Source organism: Shewanella sp. 10N.7 (assembly GCF_020806285.1).
Classification (GTDB): Bacteria; Pseudomonadota; Gammaproteobacteria; order Enterobacterales; family Shewanellaceae; genus Shewanella; species Shewanella electrodiphila.
In genome coordinates, this window is record NZ_JAJGZS010000031.1 from 16,033 (window position 1) to 31,892 (window position 15,860).

15 protein-coding genes are annotated in these 15,860 nt (G+C 41.4%); 8 read left to right on the forward strand and 7 right to left on the reverse strand.

The genetic code is table 11. The annotated features are described in order from the left end of the window. The first annotated feature begins 3 nt into the window (after window positions 1-3). The 7 genes from LMH66_RS17275 to LMH66_RS17305 are packed head-to-tail and all read left to right on the forward strand — an operon-like array spanning window position 4 to window position 4,962. On the forward strand, window positions 4-1,113 hold the full coding sequence (locus LMH66_RS17275; RefSeq protein WP_229371672.1) for a flagellar hook-length control protein FliK: 1,110 nt from the start codon (window positions 4-6) through the stop codon (window positions 1,111-1,113). A gap of 15 nt (window positions 1,114-1,128) precedes the next feature. Continuing rightward, window positions 1,129-1,587 (forward strand): flagellar basal body-associated FliL family protein, encoded by a 459-nt coding sequence (locus LMH66_RS17280; protein WP_229371674.1) that lies wholly within the window; start codon window positions 1,129-1,131, stop codon window positions 1,585-1,587. Window positions 1,588-1,601: 14 nt separating this feature from the next. Beyond that, on the forward strand, window positions 1,602-2,324 hold the full coding sequence (locus LMH66_RS17285) for an RNA polymerase sigma factor FliA (RefSeq protein WP_153912490.1): 723 nt from the start codon (window positions 1,602-1,604) through the stop codon (window positions 2,322-2,324). A gap of 15 nt (window positions 2,325-2,339) precedes the next feature. Next, window positions 2,340-3,197, forward strand: coding sequence for a flagellar motor stator protein MotA (gene motA / locus LMH66_RS17290; protein ID WP_229371680.1), 858 nt, complete (start codon window positions 2,340-2,342; stop codon window positions 3,195-3,197). Then, window positions 3,197-4,198, forward strand: coding sequence for a flagellar motor protein MotB (locus LMH66_RS17295; RefSeq protein ID WP_229371687.1), 1,002 nt, complete (start codon window positions 3,197-3,199; stop codon window positions 4,196-4,198). Before motA ends, LMH66_RS17295 begins: the two co-directional genes overlap by 1 nt. Beyond that, the gene (locus LMH66_RS17300) at window positions 4,198-4,629 is read left to right on the forward strand and encodes a hypothetical protein (RefSeq protein ID WP_229371693.1); all 432 of its coding nucleotides are present in this window, start codon (window positions 4,198-4,200) and stop codon (window positions 4,627-4,629) included. The genes LMH66_RS17295 and LMH66_RS17300 overlap by 1 nt, the downstream gene beginning before the upstream one ends. A 51-nt stretch (window positions 4,630-4,680) precedes the next feature. Beyond that, window positions 4,681-4,962, forward strand: a complete 282-nt coding sequence (locus LMH66_RS17305; RefSeq protein WP_153912494.1) for a hypothetical protein — start codon at window positions 4,681-4,683, stop codon at window positions 4,960-4,962. 51 nt (window positions 4,963-5,013) lie between these two features. On the opposite strand, the gene LMH66_RS17310 is transcribed toward LMH66_RS17305, so the two are convergent. The 5 genes from LMH66_RS17310 to LMH66_RS17330 all read right to left on the reverse strand — a co-directional run bounded on the left by LMH66_RS17310 (window position 5,014) and on the right by LMH66_RS17330 (window position 11,989). Next, a complete protein-coding gene (locus LMH66_RS17310; protein WP_229371699.1) occupies window positions 5,014-5,907 on the reverse strand; it encodes a hypothetical protein in 894 nt (297 codons plus the stop codon). A gap of 56 nt (window positions 5,908-5,963) precedes the next feature. Then, window positions 5,964-6,482, reverse strand: a complete 519-nt coding sequence (locus LMH66_RS20495; protein ID WP_324295183.1) for a prepilin-type N-terminal cleavage/methylation domain-containing protein — start codon at window positions 6,480-6,482, stop codon at window positions 5,964-5,966. A gap of 51 nt (window positions 6,483-6,533) precedes the next feature. Continuing rightward, complete coding sequence (locus LMH66_RS17320) at window positions 6,534-8,114, reverse strand: sensor domain-containing diguanylate cyclase (RefSeq protein ID WP_229371704.1); 1,581 nt, start codon at window positions 8,112-8,114, stop codon at window positions 6,534-6,536. Between the two features lie 316 nt (window positions 8,115-8,430). After that, a complete protein-coding gene (locus tag LMH66_RS17325; RefSeq protein WP_229371708.1) occupies window positions 8,431-9,648 on the reverse strand; it encodes a dicarboxylate/amino acid:cation symporter in 1,218 nt (405 codons plus the stop codon). Window positions 9,649-9,748: 100 nt separating this feature from the next. Further along, entirely contained in the window at window positions 9,749-11,989 is a 2,241-nt protein-coding gene (locus tag LMH66_RS17330; protein WP_229371710.1) for a carbohydrate-binding family V/XII, read from the reverse strand. 300 nt (window positions 11,990-12,289) lie between these two features. Between LMH66_RS17330 and LMH66_RS17335 the strand changes: the two genes are divergently transcribed. Continuing rightward, window positions 12,290-13,237 carry a LysR family transcriptional regulator gene (locus tag LMH66_RS17335; protein ID WP_229371717.1) on the forward strand — a complete coding sequence of 316 codons (948 nt, stop codon included), beginning with the start codon at window positions 12,290-12,292 and terminating at the stop codon, window positions 13,235-13,237. A gap of 62 nt (window positions 13,238-13,299) precedes the next feature. Here the strand turns inward: LMH66_RS17335 and LMH66_RS17340 are convergent, their stop codons facing one another. Then, window positions 13,300-13,971 carry a hypothetical protein gene (locus tag LMH66_RS17340; RefSeq protein ID WP_229371722.1) on the reverse strand — a complete coding sequence of 224 codons (672 nt, stop codon included), beginning with the start codon at window positions 13,969-13,971 and terminating at the stop codon, window positions 13,300-13,302. A gap of 62 nt (window positions 13,972-14,033) precedes the next feature. Continuing rightward, window positions 14,034-15,860: hypothetical protein (locus LMH66_RS17345; protein ID WP_229371727.1), on the reverse strand; the 1,827-nt coding region annotated here is incomplete at its 5' end.

Genomic DNA, 15,860 nt, shown 5'->3' on the forward strand with positions numbered 1-15,860 from the left:
TACATGCCAAATTTAATTTCAGTAACAGGGGCAGCGAGCTCCTCATCTCAACAACCAATGCGCCCACTTGATTCAGAAATGAATGAACATGGAGTCATGGGATTTGTGATGCCAGAAAACCAAGCCTCTCAATCAGGCTTAGTAAAGACCATTTCATCTCAGCCAGCTGCAATATCATCTATTCCTGAACATCTTATGGCTGAGTTAAAGCAGCATCCTCAACTGCTTAATACTCTGAATGATCAAATCACTCTTGCGCCTAAATCAGAAATTGGCACTGCAGCTGATTTATCTAATCTTGCATCGGCGCAGGCTAAGCCTCTTAGCCCTGAACTTTCGGCATTGCTAGCAAGTTTACATAAGCAAGCAGGCAATATGAGCGCAAACAATACTGATATGAATGCGAGATTTAATCCGCAAGCATCAGTGCTATCAATGCAAGGGACTCAATCATCACTCCCAGCTCAAAATGGATTACCTTCAAATGCCTTAGCTCAGAACAGTTTGCAGACAACAGCTGAAGCTCCTATGTCAGTTGCAACGACCGTCTCTGGTCAAGCTCATTTTCAGCCTGCTGTTATCAATGTCACCGATGCTGCCAACGCTGAATTAGACAGTATTAATCAAGTTATTAACCAACTAACTCAAGCCAATACTAAAGGCCAAAGTGTCAGCCAGTGGGGACCTGTTTCAGTGTCTCAATCTGCGCCAATGCTACAACAAGCCAATGAAATGATGTCTCCGCTAAGAGATCAACTCAGGTTTCAAATAGATCAGCAGATTAAATCGGCTGAACTCAGGTTAGATCCCCCAGAACTTGGCAAAGTTGAGCTGAATATCAGACTCGATGGCGACAGGTTGCACGTGCAAATGCACGCTGCTAATCCAGCGGTTAGAGATGCATTACTTATGGGGTTAGATCGTTTGCGTATGGAGTTAGCCATGGATCATGGCGGCCAGATTGATGTGGACTTAGGTCAATCTCAGCCAGAGCAACAAGCGCAGCACAAACAAGCACCACAGATCCACAATAACAATATTGAATTTCAATCAAGTGAGCAACACCAAGCCACTGAATTAACTCAACAAGATCAGGTTGATTTACTCGCCTAAAAAGGAAAATAAGCAATGGCTATTGGTAATAAAAAAGTCGGAAAACTCAGTGTATTAAGTCTCGTTTTCCTGACATGGTCAGCGGGAATGTTCTATGTCGGCTGGAAGTCGCCAGAAATCATTGGTGAGCCATTCGGCGCTTTTGAGCCAGCTCCTAAAGTCGCAAAATTCTATCCATTAGAGAAATTCATTTTCTCTGTGCCAGGAAAAGACACTTCGCATTACTTGCTGCTAGAAATGGCGTTAAAAAGTCGTTCAGAAAATGCAGACCAGACTATTCGCGAAGCAGATCCGTTGATCAAAAACGCCTTAATGGTGATGTTTTCTGAAAAAGATTACGAACAACTTCAGGCTAATAACCACCTTCAATTACTACAAAAAGAAGCTCAGGTATTACTAGCAACGGTACTAAATGAAAATAATTTTGCCATTGAATTAGATGACGTTCTGTTTACCAGAATGGTTGTCCAATAAAGAGAGACTGCCATATGCAACCGGGTCAATTAGCGTATCAAGAAGCGTTCGATGAGAAAAATGTCCATCGATTATCTGAAGCGCAAGTCATGAAGCAATACTTACCTTTAGTTAAAAAGTCAGTTTCGCACTTAAGGACACATTGCGGCGCTGCATTGGCCATAGAGGATATGGAACAGATAGGGATGATGGCCTTACTAGAATCAGCAAGGCGTTACCCTGGTGAATATGACAATGGGTTTATTTCATTTGCAGGGCAAAGGATCCGAGGTGCAATTTTAGATGAGTTACGTCGTCAAGATTGGCGCCCACGCCCTGTGAGACAGCAAGCCCATGAGCTCAACGATACCGTAAGAAAACTAATCCGAGAATTAGGCCGTGAACCTACAGATTTAGAAGTCGCTGAATGTTTAGGCCTAAATAAAGAGCAGTATCGAGATCGTCTATTTGCGACTCAATCTGAGTCGATGAAAAGTCTAGATGAGTTGTTAACAGATGGAATCAATTTTAAGGACAAAAGTTGTTTTATTGAGCAATTAACCAATAAAGACACTTTATTTAAGGCAATTTCAAAATTAAACAAAAGAGAGCAAGTAATCCTGTCGCTTTACTATCAACATGAACTTAATTTAAAAGAAATCGCTGCGACTCTTGGATTAACTGAAACTCGAATATGCCAACTACACAAACAGGCTATTATGAACCTTCAGAACATATATCAACAGTGGGAGCGATAATACCAGGCAGGAAATATGAGCAAGTTAATTGGGATATCGATCATTATTTTTTCAGTATTTGGTGGATATGTATGGGCTGGAGGCAGCCTAACCTCATTATGGCAACCTGCTGAAATATTGATTATTTTTGGAGCTGGACTGGGAGCATTAATTATTGCTTCACCTCGTTCAGTTTTAGATGAAATGGTTGACCAAGTTAAAACTGTTTTCTCTACCGATAAAGAAGATCCTGAACTCTACCCGCAATTATTTGGCTTAATGGGTATGTTAATGAGCCAAATTCAATCTCAAGGCCTTAAAGTCCTTGATGAGCATATTGATAAACCGAACGAAAGCTCACTATTTCTGATGTACCCTGCGGTACTTGAGCACCCTCATGTACTGCAATTCCTAATCGATAACCTTCGTTTACAATCAATTGGCAAGCTATCTCCACATGACTTAGAGCACATGCTTGCTGAAGAAATAGAACGCATTGAAGAAGACAGTCTTCGCCCTTCCCATGCCCTATCTAAAATCGCAGAAGCCATGCCTGGCTTTGGTATTCTAGCGGCGGTCATGGGCATCATTATTACCATGTCTAATATTGATGGTCCTATTACCATGATTGGTGTCAAAGTCGCAGCAGCATTGGTGGGTACTTTTATTGGTATTTTCGCCTGTTACTGTTTCTTCGACCCGCTTTCAAAATCCCTTGAACATTTAGTTGACCGCAAAACTTCGCAACTTAGATGTGTGGCAGCAGCGCTATGTGCTTTCGCTAAAGGCAAACCCCCAATGCTAGCTTTAGATGCCGGCCGTAAACAAATTCAATCAGAGAACCGTCCTTCATTTATTGAACTTGAACGCTGGATTGAGGAGCAACGTGGCTAATGGCAATTCATCAAGAACCGGTCATTATCAGCCGGAAAAAGCGTAAGAAAAAACACGCAGCCCATGGTGGCGCCTGGAAAGTGGCTTTTGCAGATTTCACTCTCGCGATGATGGCACTGTTTATGGTGTTGTGGATAATGCAGGTTGCCGATCAAAGAGAGCGAACTTTGATTGTGCAATACCTTAAAGGTGACATGTATTCTTCTGGCCCTATAAATCCATTTGATTTAAGTAACTCTTCTTCGATTATTGATCTAGATGGCGGTATGAGTATCGAAACTTCAATCGTGCCAACCACAGGGCAAGGTAAAAGTGAAATCGCAATTAGCAAGCGCCATGCTCTAGGAGAGCAGTCATCTCCTTCGGGTGACGGAGTTGAGCTCAACTCTATGCTACCAGGCCAATTTGAAACCCAAGCTCAACTTGAAGTATTAGCCAAAGAGTTGGACCAGATTATTTCCAGCGTCAATATGAATGCCAATGTGGACTTACAGATTGTGCCTCAAGGTATTCGGATTTTAGTACACGATAACGTTGAACAATTTATGTTTACCCGTGGCAGTGCTGAAATACAGCCGTATTTTGAAGACTTGCTTATCGCTTTAGGCACACTACTTGGGCAAATCAATAACGGTTTAAGCATTTCAGGCCATACCGATTCACTGCCATTTGCAGGCAGTACCTTTACTAACTGGGAACTATCTAGCCAGCGAGCATTATTAGCAAGACGGATACTTGAGGCTGGCGGTATTGATTATAAACAAGTTGTCCAAGTCACAGGAATGGCAGATCAATCTCCTTATGTACTGGATGATCCTGCTGCGGCAGCTAACCGCCGAATCGAGTTACTGGTGCTAACGCAAGAAGCAGAAGAAAACCTCAGAATGATGACTGGACTTCAAAGTCGCCACTCCGAGGGCAACAGTAATATTAGTGGCAAAGTCGATAAAGCGATACAAGCAGCTGAAGACAATATGCCTAGAATGCGGTATCCAAACTAATGACTGAAGAATATAAAGCCAGTGCCGAATTTATTGCCCGTGAGCCGCGTACTGACTCATCTGAACCAATTGAGGTTGATAACCGCGACCATATCAGACTGAGCCTGCGGGATTCTTCAGAAGAGCTCTCGCAAGCTTGTGATGGTATCAGCGTAAAACTGCATAAAAAAGGCTGGTTTCTCATGGAAGAGATTGGCATCGCGAATATCAAAGATATTAGCTTAAGCGGCGTAGGATTGATTACGCCAGCAACACTCAAGCTAAACCAAGTCATTTGGGTTGAAGTAAAACAATCTTTTTTTGCGTTCACCATCATGCGTCAATACCCAGTAAACCAAAGGTTGAACTTTATCGGCGGTAAGTGGAAGTCGAGTGTTCAGGACAAAATAAACAAGCTATTAATTGAGATCAACAACCTGAAATCTCAATGATTCACCGCTTTATTTTGCAGCGTTTTTCCTACATAAAGATAGGGAGGTATTGTGCGGACCAGAGATAAAAGAAAAGGACCTGATGGCCTTCAAAAAATCTTCCTGTATTTGATATTACTCGAATGGTTTTTACTCATTTACACCACTACAACCATCAGTAGAATGACCTTTAGGCAAGGGCTATTAACCTTAGCTCTATTGCTAGGGTTTAATTTAATTCTAGGCAAACTGTGCACTAAAAGAGCGAAAAGAACCACTGACGGTTACATTATTTATCCAGTGATATGTGGTGGATTGTTATCTTTTTTATTGTTGGTTTATTTTATTTTTTAAGCGCTGTAAACCAGCGCCTAAAGTCATCATAATATTGCCTATTAAATGCAATTAATAACCAAATTGACATCTATTTTCACTCGATGAGCATGGCACAACAGAAGCACTGATCCCTGTCAGTGTTTCTTGGGTTTCAACCATAAATCCACTCAATTCAACAAGCTGTTTCATCTTGATAAAGTCATGACTTAGCTGCGACTCAAACTGAAACTTATCGCCTAATGTAAAAAGCTTTCCTTGGCCTAAAACAAGATGATTACTGTTAGCATCTTTAATCTGCAAAAACCTAAAATGTAACTGATTATCCGAATCAATAAAATCAACTTCAGCATAGCTCTGTGAGCCGTCAGCAAAGGTAACAACAATTGGAGGAGATAAGTTTTTCAACGGCATATTAGCTTGGAGGCTTGCTAACTCACCTTGTTGCCATCTAGCTAGAAATGCTGAATATTCATATTGGTATTCTTGTTGCCAATTAAACATCACCTTGCCGATGACATGACTACTCTCAACCAACTCCCAAGCCGTGTTAGCGACTTGAGGATCTACCTGTATATATTGGCTTGTAAAAAAGTCCATTTGATATAATGATTCAGCCAATAAAATGACCTGCTCGCGCGCAATATTAGTGACTTTCAATGACTTTACCGATGAGCCATCTTCCATTTTACAGTAACCTTTAGTCGCAGACTTTCCATAGTCACTGCATACTTCCACTAGCAATTTTTTGACATCAAATTTGCGCACATCGAATTGATTAAAATTAATCACATTAACGACTTTTTGCTCTCTGTCTTTTAGGGTTGATAAAGCGGCTTGGCGGTATGTTTGATTTGAAGTGCAATGGTTACACTGGATATTCACAACAGTATTAAATACATTTGCAGCAGCATGATGACTCAGCAGCATCACAAATAAAACCAACGCTATGAACAATCGATTCATTAGGTAAAAATCCATTTTTACTGGGTTTATGTCAATTTAGGCTAAATAATCAAACGCTAACAACCGTCTAAGTCTCTTGCAACTATTGGTATTTCCCCAATAGCTTTTGGCTCTGAATATCGTATCTCGCAATCATTCACAGAGTAATCGGCTGCAGGTCTGATCCGTAAACCCGTTAGTGGGTTAATAGAAAACGAGGTAATTTCAAAGTCCTCTCCGTCCACAATATTAATTGCGCGGGCAATACCTGCTTCCGTCTGCCTTGGATAACCATAGGCTAATGTTATATTTTGTCCTTCAGCCTCAATAGTATTTCCGTTACCTGGCCCTTCAGTTTCATCACAATCAGCACTAATTACGCAAGCGGAATACACCAAATCTTTAGCGCTGCTAATCGCACCAGACACTCCTTGCATTTGTCCTGCGTATGCATCTTCTTTTAACGAAATAAACTTTGGCGCAGCAATCACTGCAAGTATCGCTAAAATAATGATAACCACAACAAGCTCGATTAAGGTGAAACCCTTGTGAGCGTTTGATAAGGGGTTGCTGTAACATACAGATTTTATTGACATATGACCTCTAACGACATTATATAAATTCTAGTATATATTGCGCATGCATGATTAACTCGCGATGGTAACTTTGTTTTTGCCTTGGCGTTTTGCGCGGTACATTGCAGTGTCCGCTCTGTGGATCAAGCTATCAGTGTCTTTATCAAAGCCACTAGATAAAGCCAAACCAATACACGCACTAATACAAATCACACTGTCTTCAATAATTACCGGTTCAGAAAATAGTTGCAGTAATTTTTCAGCCGCACACTCTGCTGCAATGATCGAATCCATATTCGGCATTAATACGATAAATTCATCACCACCATAACGAGCAAGAATATCGTGAATAAATAGGTGGTTATTGACTTTATCTGCTAAGGTTTTTAGTAATTTATCACCCACTCTATGTCCATATTGGTCATTCACCCCTTTAAAACCATCGAGGTCGATAAACAATAATGAGAAATGTTTTTGCTGCTGTAATAACTCAGCAATTTTATCTCTAATGGCGACCCGATTAGCTAGCCCTGTCACCGCATCATGATTGGCGAGTTGTAAGGCTTTTTCTTGAGCTTCGGCTAAATCAGCGGTGCGATCAGCAACTCTCACCTCTAGCTCTTCTCTTCCATTTCTAATTTCTAATGACATTTGTCTAAAGCTATCAAATAACTTTGCAAATTCTGCGGTATGAAAACCTCTAGGGTGTCTCTGCGTATCCGAACGAATATCAGTGATGACACGAGTTTTAGCCGTTAAAATATCGATTGGTCGAGTAATTAAGCCGACAATCCACCAACTAAACACACTGCATACAATCAGCGATACCAATGCCACTAAAAGAGTAAATTTTATAACGACAAAAGCACGTTGATCGAGCTCAACAAGAGGTTGTGGGATCATGACTCCCCAGCCCGTGGTAGGCACCACATCAAAGCCCGCAATCATGTCCGCTTTTACCGCTGGCGAGTAGAACTGACTTACCCCCGTTTCACCCGCCATCATCTGCTTAACGATGCTCACTTTACTGATATTTTTAGCCTCTGCTTGCCACGTTTTGTTGGGATGAGCCAACACGTTACCTCGCTTATCAACAATTGCCGCATGGCCTTTATCGCCGAACATCACCGCCGATTGTAATTGCTCAATATAAGTGGCATGCATCGTCGCCAACCAAATACGCATATCTGGGGTTTGACGTATCATGTATAAGGTTGGCTGTAGCACACCATTTTTATGAATAGGAGTAAAATGCGCTTCTGATAATTCAGATAAATCAAATGGGTTATTGGCGTCGGTTAGGCTTAAAGGTTGAGAGTTTTCAGCACCATATACGACGCTTTCTCGTTGTCCTTGGGGGTTAAAGACACCAATTGAAACCACATCAACGGTGTTCAATAAATCAAACATGATGCTATCAACACCCTGCTGGGAGTTACTGTTGGTTACTGTGGTAAAAATAGCGAGTGCATCAATCGCATAACGATTAAGTGCTTTGGTAATGTTTTGCGCGAGTAATAGATGCTTGTCATGCACCATATTATATTCGTTCTCAAGAGCTGAATTTGCCGACCAAAATGATATTGCAGTAATGGGGATGAGTGACGTTAAAATCATCACCAAAAATAACAAATGGCGAAAAGAAAGTTTCATTGAGATTCCATGCTCAGGTTATTGTATTAATACGCCTTATACCGACGTTTTATTGCCTTACAGTCTAGAAAAGCTAGGACTAATGTAAGCCTGCTCAACCTGTAAAAAAAATGCTACACATTTGGTGCAGCATTGTTACACACGCTCAAAGAGTGTTCAACCATTAGCACGCAAAACTGAATAGTTACTCTAAAGAAGTGAGAGGATCATCAATAAATATTGAGTTGATACTCAATATAGGCTTAACAATATAGATGGTTTTCGGGTGTTCGAGCCTAAAACAAGGCTCGAACGATAGATGAGTTAATATGAAAGTTTATTCAGCAGTGTTTGTTGTAGCTTGATAATGTTTACCATTAATACGTTGAATAATTTGCGTTGCAGTCAAGTCGTGAACCACATTAATGACTGTTGAAGCCGCATCAGTTATCGCGCCTAATACCACCAAAATAGGGATCACTTCTAAAGGCAAGCCTAAGGTAGTAACAATAAAAATCTCACCTAAAAAAGCGCCACCAGGTACTCCACCAATAACAAACGCTGACAGTACAGATATCAAGATGGTTAACATAAACACATCGGATGTGAACTCCATACCCAATAGCGAATAAATAAATACGATTTTGAGTGCAGTTATCATCGCTGCGCCGCCTTTATTAAGGTTCACCAATAGCGGTAAACTTATCTCAGCGATTTGCTCATTTAAGTCCATTTTGGCCGCAGCCCTGATATTCACTGGTAAGGTTGCTAATGATGAGCTTGTCCCTAACGCTGTCACCGCTGGTTCAAGCATGTTTTGCCAAAAGCGTTTCACTCCTGCTAAACCGCCACCGCCCCATGCATAAAGCGTCGAACCTAAGGTTAAATACACCACTGTTGCGACTAAAAAAAGTCCTACAGCTCTTGCAAATGTTCCCATTAATTCAGCGTCTTGACTGGCCATAGTGGCGGCAAAATAAGCACCTAAGCCAATTGGCGCAACATACATTAATATCGCAATAATTTTCATTATCACGGTATTCAAGCTATCAAGTAACGCCGATACTTTACGGCCATCCTCGCCTGATTGACCGATGGCGATACCACTGATTACTGACATGATAATCAGCGCTAAAATGTTCGATTTTGATAACAACCCAACAAAATCATTGGTGGTCAATAAGCTAACAAAGTCCATGCTGCCAGCGGCTTCTACGGTTTCCGCAAGTTCTAGTGTGACTCCTTGAGCAGGATCATAGGCGAGTGCCAATAACACAATCCCAATGGCAGGCACCATTGCCATCACCACAGACACGGCCATTATCGAAGCCAAAATAGAACCTAACCTTTTTAAGTCTGTCATCTTCGCAATTGAAGACATCACACTCACGGCCACTAAAGGCACAATAATCATAAACAATAAATTCAGGAAGATTTGCCCAATAGGCTTAAGCTTGATAGCAAATTCTGGCAATGCAGTCCCAAGTAATCCGCCAAGCAATAAAGCTGACAATAAAATAATTGATGACCGATAGGCTTGCAGGGTATTCCACATAAATAATGTCCGTATATTGTTGTGCAGCTAAATATTTCACTTAATAGTCAGAATAATAAAAAAGCCTGCAACTTGCAGGCTTATTTTCTTATTGGCTCAATTAGCGATGTACACGCCCTCGCCCTTCTCTTGCCATGCCTGATTGGCGGGCTTGACGAGAGCGATTTAAGCTTTGGTGATCAAATCCACCACTTGGACGACTGCGGTTTATCGAGTTATTCATATTCGATGGACGTGAAGAAGGCATCGTTGCTGGCATATTTGACGGCCTTGACGAAGGTAACGTCGACGGACGAGTGGATGGCAGCGTGCTAGGTTTACTAATATTACTAGGCTTATTGATATTAGTGGGCTTGCTCAAGTCCCGAGTAGCAGGAGCTGTATTCCACTTGCCATCACTGCGGTTCTCCCACTTACCTTGATTATCACGAGCCACATTACCGTGTTTATCTGCAAACACATCATTGCTGCGATTCTTATTGTAAGTGGCTTTTTTCAAGTTTTTATTGGCAACTGCAGGGCTCGCTAAACGATCGCGAGTGGCTGGGCGGTTATACAAATTGTTCTGCTTGCCAATTCTATTTCCATTAATATTTGTAGAATTGATTCGATTAGACACCTTAGTTCGATTACCCACACTAATACTGTTACCAATATTAATATTGCCGGTATTAATCACCACAGGGCGACGGTATCCACCACCATAATAGCCACCGCAACATCGATATGGACGGTGGTAGCCGTAGCCACCTCCCCACACAACACCTGCACGGTAAAAGCCATTACTCCAGCTCACGCCCACATTCCAGCCTGTCCAAGGGTTATAACCTACATGTAAGCCCCAGGTTGGTGGACGAGGATAATAGTAACGCCCCCAATATGGCGGGTAATACCAACCAGTGCCATAAATAGGCACGCCGTAATATGGATAAGACCACATATAGCCTGGGGTATAACCCACGTAAACCACTTCAGGGGTCGAGTCATAAACTTGTACGTAAGTGGTGTTATAGACAGGTGAACTTGCCGGAATTTTTGCGATTTCTTCATTCGGAATATCATCAGCAACAATCCAAGGGCCTTTGGCTGATGCCGATGTAAACCACACCCCATTGTCGACGGCGTAATAGACTTCTTTGATCAATAAAACTTGGGTTGAAGTGTTAACGGCGTAAGAAACTGAAGTGCCTGTTACCGCCTCGAATTTAGGCTCGCCATCATATTCCACCTCAAGTTTGGCTTCGTCACGTTTAATCGCTGCTGTTTGCGGAATTTGCGCATCTAACATGGCTTGATTTGCTTCATCAGTGCCCGCAACCGAAACCCTTAAACCACCAATATCGGATTCTGGTGGAATATCTTTGAAGCTTTCAGGTAATTTATCCCCGCGCACAAATGCCCAAGGTCCAGCTTGTTTTTTTGATTTAAACCAGCGACCCGAAAGTAACAGATACATATCACCTGATGTTGTTTCACGGATCCAGGCCGTTTCTGTATTACTGACATATAGAAGTTTGCCATCGATTAAACTCTGCCAATTAGGCGAACCATCAGTTGAAATCAATTCTGTCGGGACATCCGAGGTAATAATATGCGGTGCATTGGCAGTGCTTTTAGCGGGTTCATCCTCCTCGGTGTTCACCATACTAACCAAATCTTCAGGTGGATAAAGTGTGACTTGCCATGGCCCCATAGGATCTTCTGCCACATACCAATATGTGCCACTACTTAAATAGAGTTTCTTTGACTGGGTATCACGGGCAACAGCGAAAGGAGTATTGAGAATACGTTCATAAGGGCTATTTTCGATTTCCCTAAACTGTGGCTCACCATCGTAAGACAGCAAAACACTCAAGGTTGAACTGAAAATAACCTCAGGTGCATCATTTTTAATATTATCTAAGCTGCGTTTTTCTTGCTCCGCGGTTTCTAAACTGGCAGACAATCGCTCCATAGATATTTCAAAGCGGGTAGAGGCTAATGCCTCTGAAACGGTATCGGTAAAGGTTTGCTGATCTTCTTCTGTTGAAGATGGCCAGCGCACTTCAGTCACCTGAATATTACGCACAGTTGTTACATCGTCAGTGGTATCAATTCGGGCACTAAACCAAAATGCACCAAATACGGGATCTGTTTGATCCTTAACCTCAAATGACATCGCTGCACGACTTTGTAGTACATTGCCATTAAGCGACTCTGGTTGCGGTTGGTAGACAACCAATGTCCCCAGTTTCGTCTGAACTTCCTGCGGCCATTCCAGTGCGATTGCGCCATACGAAAAGCCATACAAGACAACACCAACTATGATCTTATGAAACCAACGAGATATAACTGTAGACATCATGCTTATCCTTTGCGTGCTGTAGTCACTAATCTAACCATGTAAGTCACTCTCAGAGTTAGACAACTTATTAAAACGATGCATTTTAAGATTAACGATATGAAGTCATCTAAACAAACAGGCATTAGTACTAAAAAGCAAAAAGACCTAAAAATGATTTGATATTTGAAAGCTTAGTAATTGTATAGTTAATATACAGACATAACAGCCACATATGTAAAAATCTTTAAAAAAGAGATTCAATTGTAAGGTCAAAGAATAAGGAGTAAATTAAACAAAAGTAAAAATATCAGGCGTATTATGGCTAAAAACTTGTTTCAAAACCTTGATTTAAATTTATTGCATGTCTTTTTTATTCTGTATCGAGAACGCAATATGCGCCTTACCGCTGGCCGATTATTTGTCAGTCAGCCAGCTATCAGTAAATCTCTACAAAAATTAAGACACCACTTTGGCGACGAATTGTTTGTTAAGATCCCTTCAGGGCTCGAACCGACTCCTTTTGCTGTCAACTTATTTCAATCGATTAGCCCTGTTTATCAAGACCTTGAACTGGCGGTAAACAGTGTTAATGAATTTGACCCCGCCGCACTAGAAGACACGTTTCACATTGCGCTTTCGCCATTTTTGCTCAACAGCATCGGCAGCAAACTATTTCTAAATATTATGGCATCAGCACCTAAATGTAATGTTCAAATGTATAAATGGTCTACTGATTCATTATCTCAAATTCAGCAAGATCGACTTCATTTAGGGCTCACTTATCAAATACCTGAATTGCCATCTGAAGTGAGTGAGAAGTATATTTCGACAGAACGTTTTAAATGTTACGTTCGAAAAAATCATCCCTGTAAAAAAACTTCTATCAGTTTATCTGAAGCGGCTCAATATGATTTCGCTTCAATTATTGCTGCAGACTGGAATTATCAACAAACGAAAGCACAGGGAATCTTCGCAAAAAACAATCTAGATTATCGGGTTAAATTTCGCTCAGAATTACCATCTGCCATCTTAGATGTTATTAGCGAAACCGACATGATCGCACCTTTATCAGGTTTCTTAGATATAAGTCACTACCCTCAATTAAGGGCAATAAAGGTTAACACCGAAGAGGATGTTTTTGATTACAAAATATCTACTTATTTTCATTATAAAAATCGTCAAAATCCATTAACGCAATGGTTGAACAATTTGGTATTAAAAACCTTTGAAGAGCAAAAGCAAAAGCAAAAAAGCCCATTAATTTAAATAATGGGCGAGAGCAACCAAATGGTTAAAAGCGGTTATTTTTGATTTTATAATAAATTTTTTTAAAAATTAAAATTAATTCCAAATTCAACTTGGCTTTCTGATGTCACAGGTTCGCCTGGTCTAACTCGGTATTCACCATAGGTGTATTTCACATAAGGTGAAACGTATTTAGGTTTGAACGTCAACATAAAGTCATGACTGGTTATATTGTCATTTTCCACTTCTAAAAATCGGTTACCTGAAAGTAAGCGATCATGATTGAGCGTATAACCCAAATTAACCCATGAAGCAGGACTGTAATTAACACCAATGCTATTACGCCATTCACGTTGGTCAAACAGTCCCATAGAACTACCTATAATACGGTTTGATTCACGCCATTCATGTGCCGTATTAGCAAAAAGCATCAATTTCTGACCTAACATTACACCTGACATTAAACTCACATCATAGATATCAAGTGTATCTGCACGGCCATAACGTCCGCCAATTTCGGTATAGAATTGACCCAACATCATGCCGTAGCCAGCACCGACCTCTAAGTAACCCGTTGAATCAACTTCAGCACTAAAGTTCAACTCTTCAGTCACTTGCACACTACCACTCGCTACAGCAATGACTTCATCATTATATTGAAACACCTGCAGGCCGCCAGTTGATTCTGCATTTGCAGCCGAACTGGCAATTGCAACTAAACCGATAATAAATCGCATCATTAAAATCTTTTTCATTTCGTTTATCCTCAAAAAGTTAAGGAGGCTTTCGCCTCCTTATTCTTGCATTTATCTAAAAATTAACGATTTAGACGAGCCTTAACAGCATCTCTAATCTGAGACACCTTACGACGAAGATTTGATTTCTGTTCAGCAGTCATGCTTTCTGCCATTTTAGCAAATGCTTGACCTTCTTCTGGTACGAAGCCTGGGATAGTGTTGTCAATTGACTCATCTTTATCGATGATTGGACCATCTACTGGAGGCTTACCAGCTGAATCATCACCTGGGTTACCCCAACCATTATCGATATTCTTACCATCATCAATAATTGGACCATCTACTGGAGGAAGAATCTCAGGACGGTCTGGATTACCATCTACTGGAGGTAGCTCTACAGGTGGCGTACCTGCGTCTACATCTCCATCGTTACCCCAGCCATTGTCGATATTTTTACCATCATCAATAATTGGACCATCTACAGGTGGAAGAATCTCAGGACGGTCAGTGTCATCACCGATAGTTGGTAGAGATGGCTTATCACCAATCAAACCATCGATATTACCCATGAACTTAACACCCAAGATGTCACCAGCAGGTGAGATTGCAGTAACACGTACATCACCGTTTTCGTTGATAGATACCATTACAACAGAACCATTCGGTGCACGTTCAGTCTTAACTACATGACCTACAGTTTGGTCACCAGCTTTGATAGTACCTTCTGAATCCACAGTCAAACGACCTAGAGCAGTTTCAACGTAAGCAACATTACCTTCAAAGTCATATTCAACTTTACCTACGAAGTCACCATCATGTCCCATATCTGGAGCATCGTCAGTTGGCGGAGGAAGAATCTCAGGACGGTCAGTGTCATCACCGATAGTTGGTAAAGATGGCTTATCACCAATTAAACCATCGATATTACCCATGAACTTAACACCCAAGATGTCACCAGCAGGAGAGATTGCAGTAACACGTACATCACCGTTTTCGTTAATAGATACCATTACAACAGAACCATTCGGTGCACGTTCAGTCTTAACTACATGACCTACAGTTTGGTCACCAGCTTTAATAGTACCTTCTGAATCCACAGTCAAACGACCTAGAGCAGTTTCTACGTAAGCAACATTACCTTCAAAGTCATATTCAACTTTACCTACGAAGTCACCATCATGTCCCATATCTGGAGACTGGTCTTTATCGATATCGATTCCTGGCTTGCTTGGAATCTCTATTTCCGGGCGATCTACTTCTGGAGCCGTTGGCTTGAAGCCTGGAGCCATGTCACCATCGTCTCCACCCGGGTTAATACCACCACCACAGTTTGAAGTACATGGAGCAGTAGCATCTATACCATCGTCACGACCTGGAACATTACCGAAGCCATGGTCAAAGATAGGCATGTCAGCAATCTTCTTGATAGTTACTTCACCAGCAGCATTAACGAATACGATTTCACCGTTATCATTCTTGCTTGCGGTAACAACACGCTCACCGCTTGCATCGATAACGTAAACAGAATCACCGTTACGGATGATTTGATGCTCACCTTGAGTTGGCATATCTGGAATTAAATCCGCTGGTAAATCTGGTGTTGTTGGTGCACCTTCAATTGGGTTTGATGCAATTGGCAAATCTGGTGTTGTTGGTACACCTTCAATTGGGTTTGATGCAATTGGCAAATCTGGTGTTGTTGGTACACCTTCAATTGGGTTTGATGCAATTGGCAAATCTGGTGTTGTTGGTGCACCTTCAATTGGGTTTGATGCAATAGGCAAATCTGGTGCTGTTGGTACACCTTCAATTGGGTTTGATGCAATTGGCAAATCTGGTGCTGTTGGTACGCCTTCAATTGGGTTTGATGCAATTGGCAAATCTGGTGTTGTTGGTGCACCTTCAAT

Excerpts from the sequence above, each read along its gene's own strand:
- LMH66_RS17300 (WP_229371693.1), top strand. The coding sequence starts at position 4,198 with ATGACTGAAGAATATAAAGCCAGTGCCGAATTTATTGCCCGTGAGCCG.
- LMH66_RS17325 (WP_229371708.1), bottom strand. The coding sequence starts at position 9,648 with ATGTGGAATACCCTGCAAGCCTATCGGTCATCAATTATTTTATTGTCA.
- LMH66_RS20495 (WP_324295183.1), bottom strand. The coding sequence starts at position 6,482 with ATGTCAATAAAATCTGTATGTTACAGCAACCCCTTATCAAACGCTCAC.
- LMH66_RS17295 (WP_229371687.1), top strand. The coding sequence starts at position 3,197 with ATGGCAATTCATCAAGAACCGGTCATTATCAGCCGGAAAAAGCGTAAG.
- LMH66_RS17275 (WP_229371672.1), top strand. The coding sequence starts at position 4 with ATGCCAAATTTAATTTCAGTAACAGGGGCAGCGAGCTCCTCATCTCAA.
- LMH66_RS17340 (WP_229371722.1), bottom strand. The coding sequence starts at position 13,971 with ATGAAAAAGATTTTAATGATGCGATTTATTATCGGTTTAGTTGCAATT.
- LMH66_RS17310 (WP_229371699.1), bottom strand. The coding sequence starts at position 5,907 with ATGAATCGATTGTTCATAGCGTTGGTTTTATTTGTGATGCTGCTGAGT.
- LMH66_RS17320 (WP_229371704.1), bottom strand. The coding sequence starts at position 8,114 with ATGAAACTTTCTTTTCGCCATTTGTTATTTTTGGTGATGATTTTAACG.
- LMH66_RS17285 (WP_153912490.1), top strand. The coding sequence starts at position 1,602 with ATGCAACCGGGTCAATTAGCGTATCAAGAAGCGTTCGATGAGAAAAAT.
- LMH66_RS17280 (WP_229371674.1), top strand. The coding sequence starts at position 1,129 with ATGGCTATTGGTAATAAAAAAGTCGGAAAACTCAGTGTATTAAGTCTC.
- LMH66_RS17335 (WP_229371717.1), top strand. The coding sequence starts at position 12,290 with ATGGCTAAAAACTTGTTTCAAAACCTTGATTTAAATTTATTGCATGTC.
- motA (WP_229371680.1), top strand. The coding sequence starts at position 2,340 with ATGAGCAAGTTAATTGGGATATCGATCATTATTTTTTCAGTATTTGGT.
- LMH66_RS17330 (WP_229371710.1), bottom strand. The coding sequence starts at position 11,989 with ATGTCTACAGTTATATCTCGTTGGTTTCATAAGATCATAGTTGGTGTT.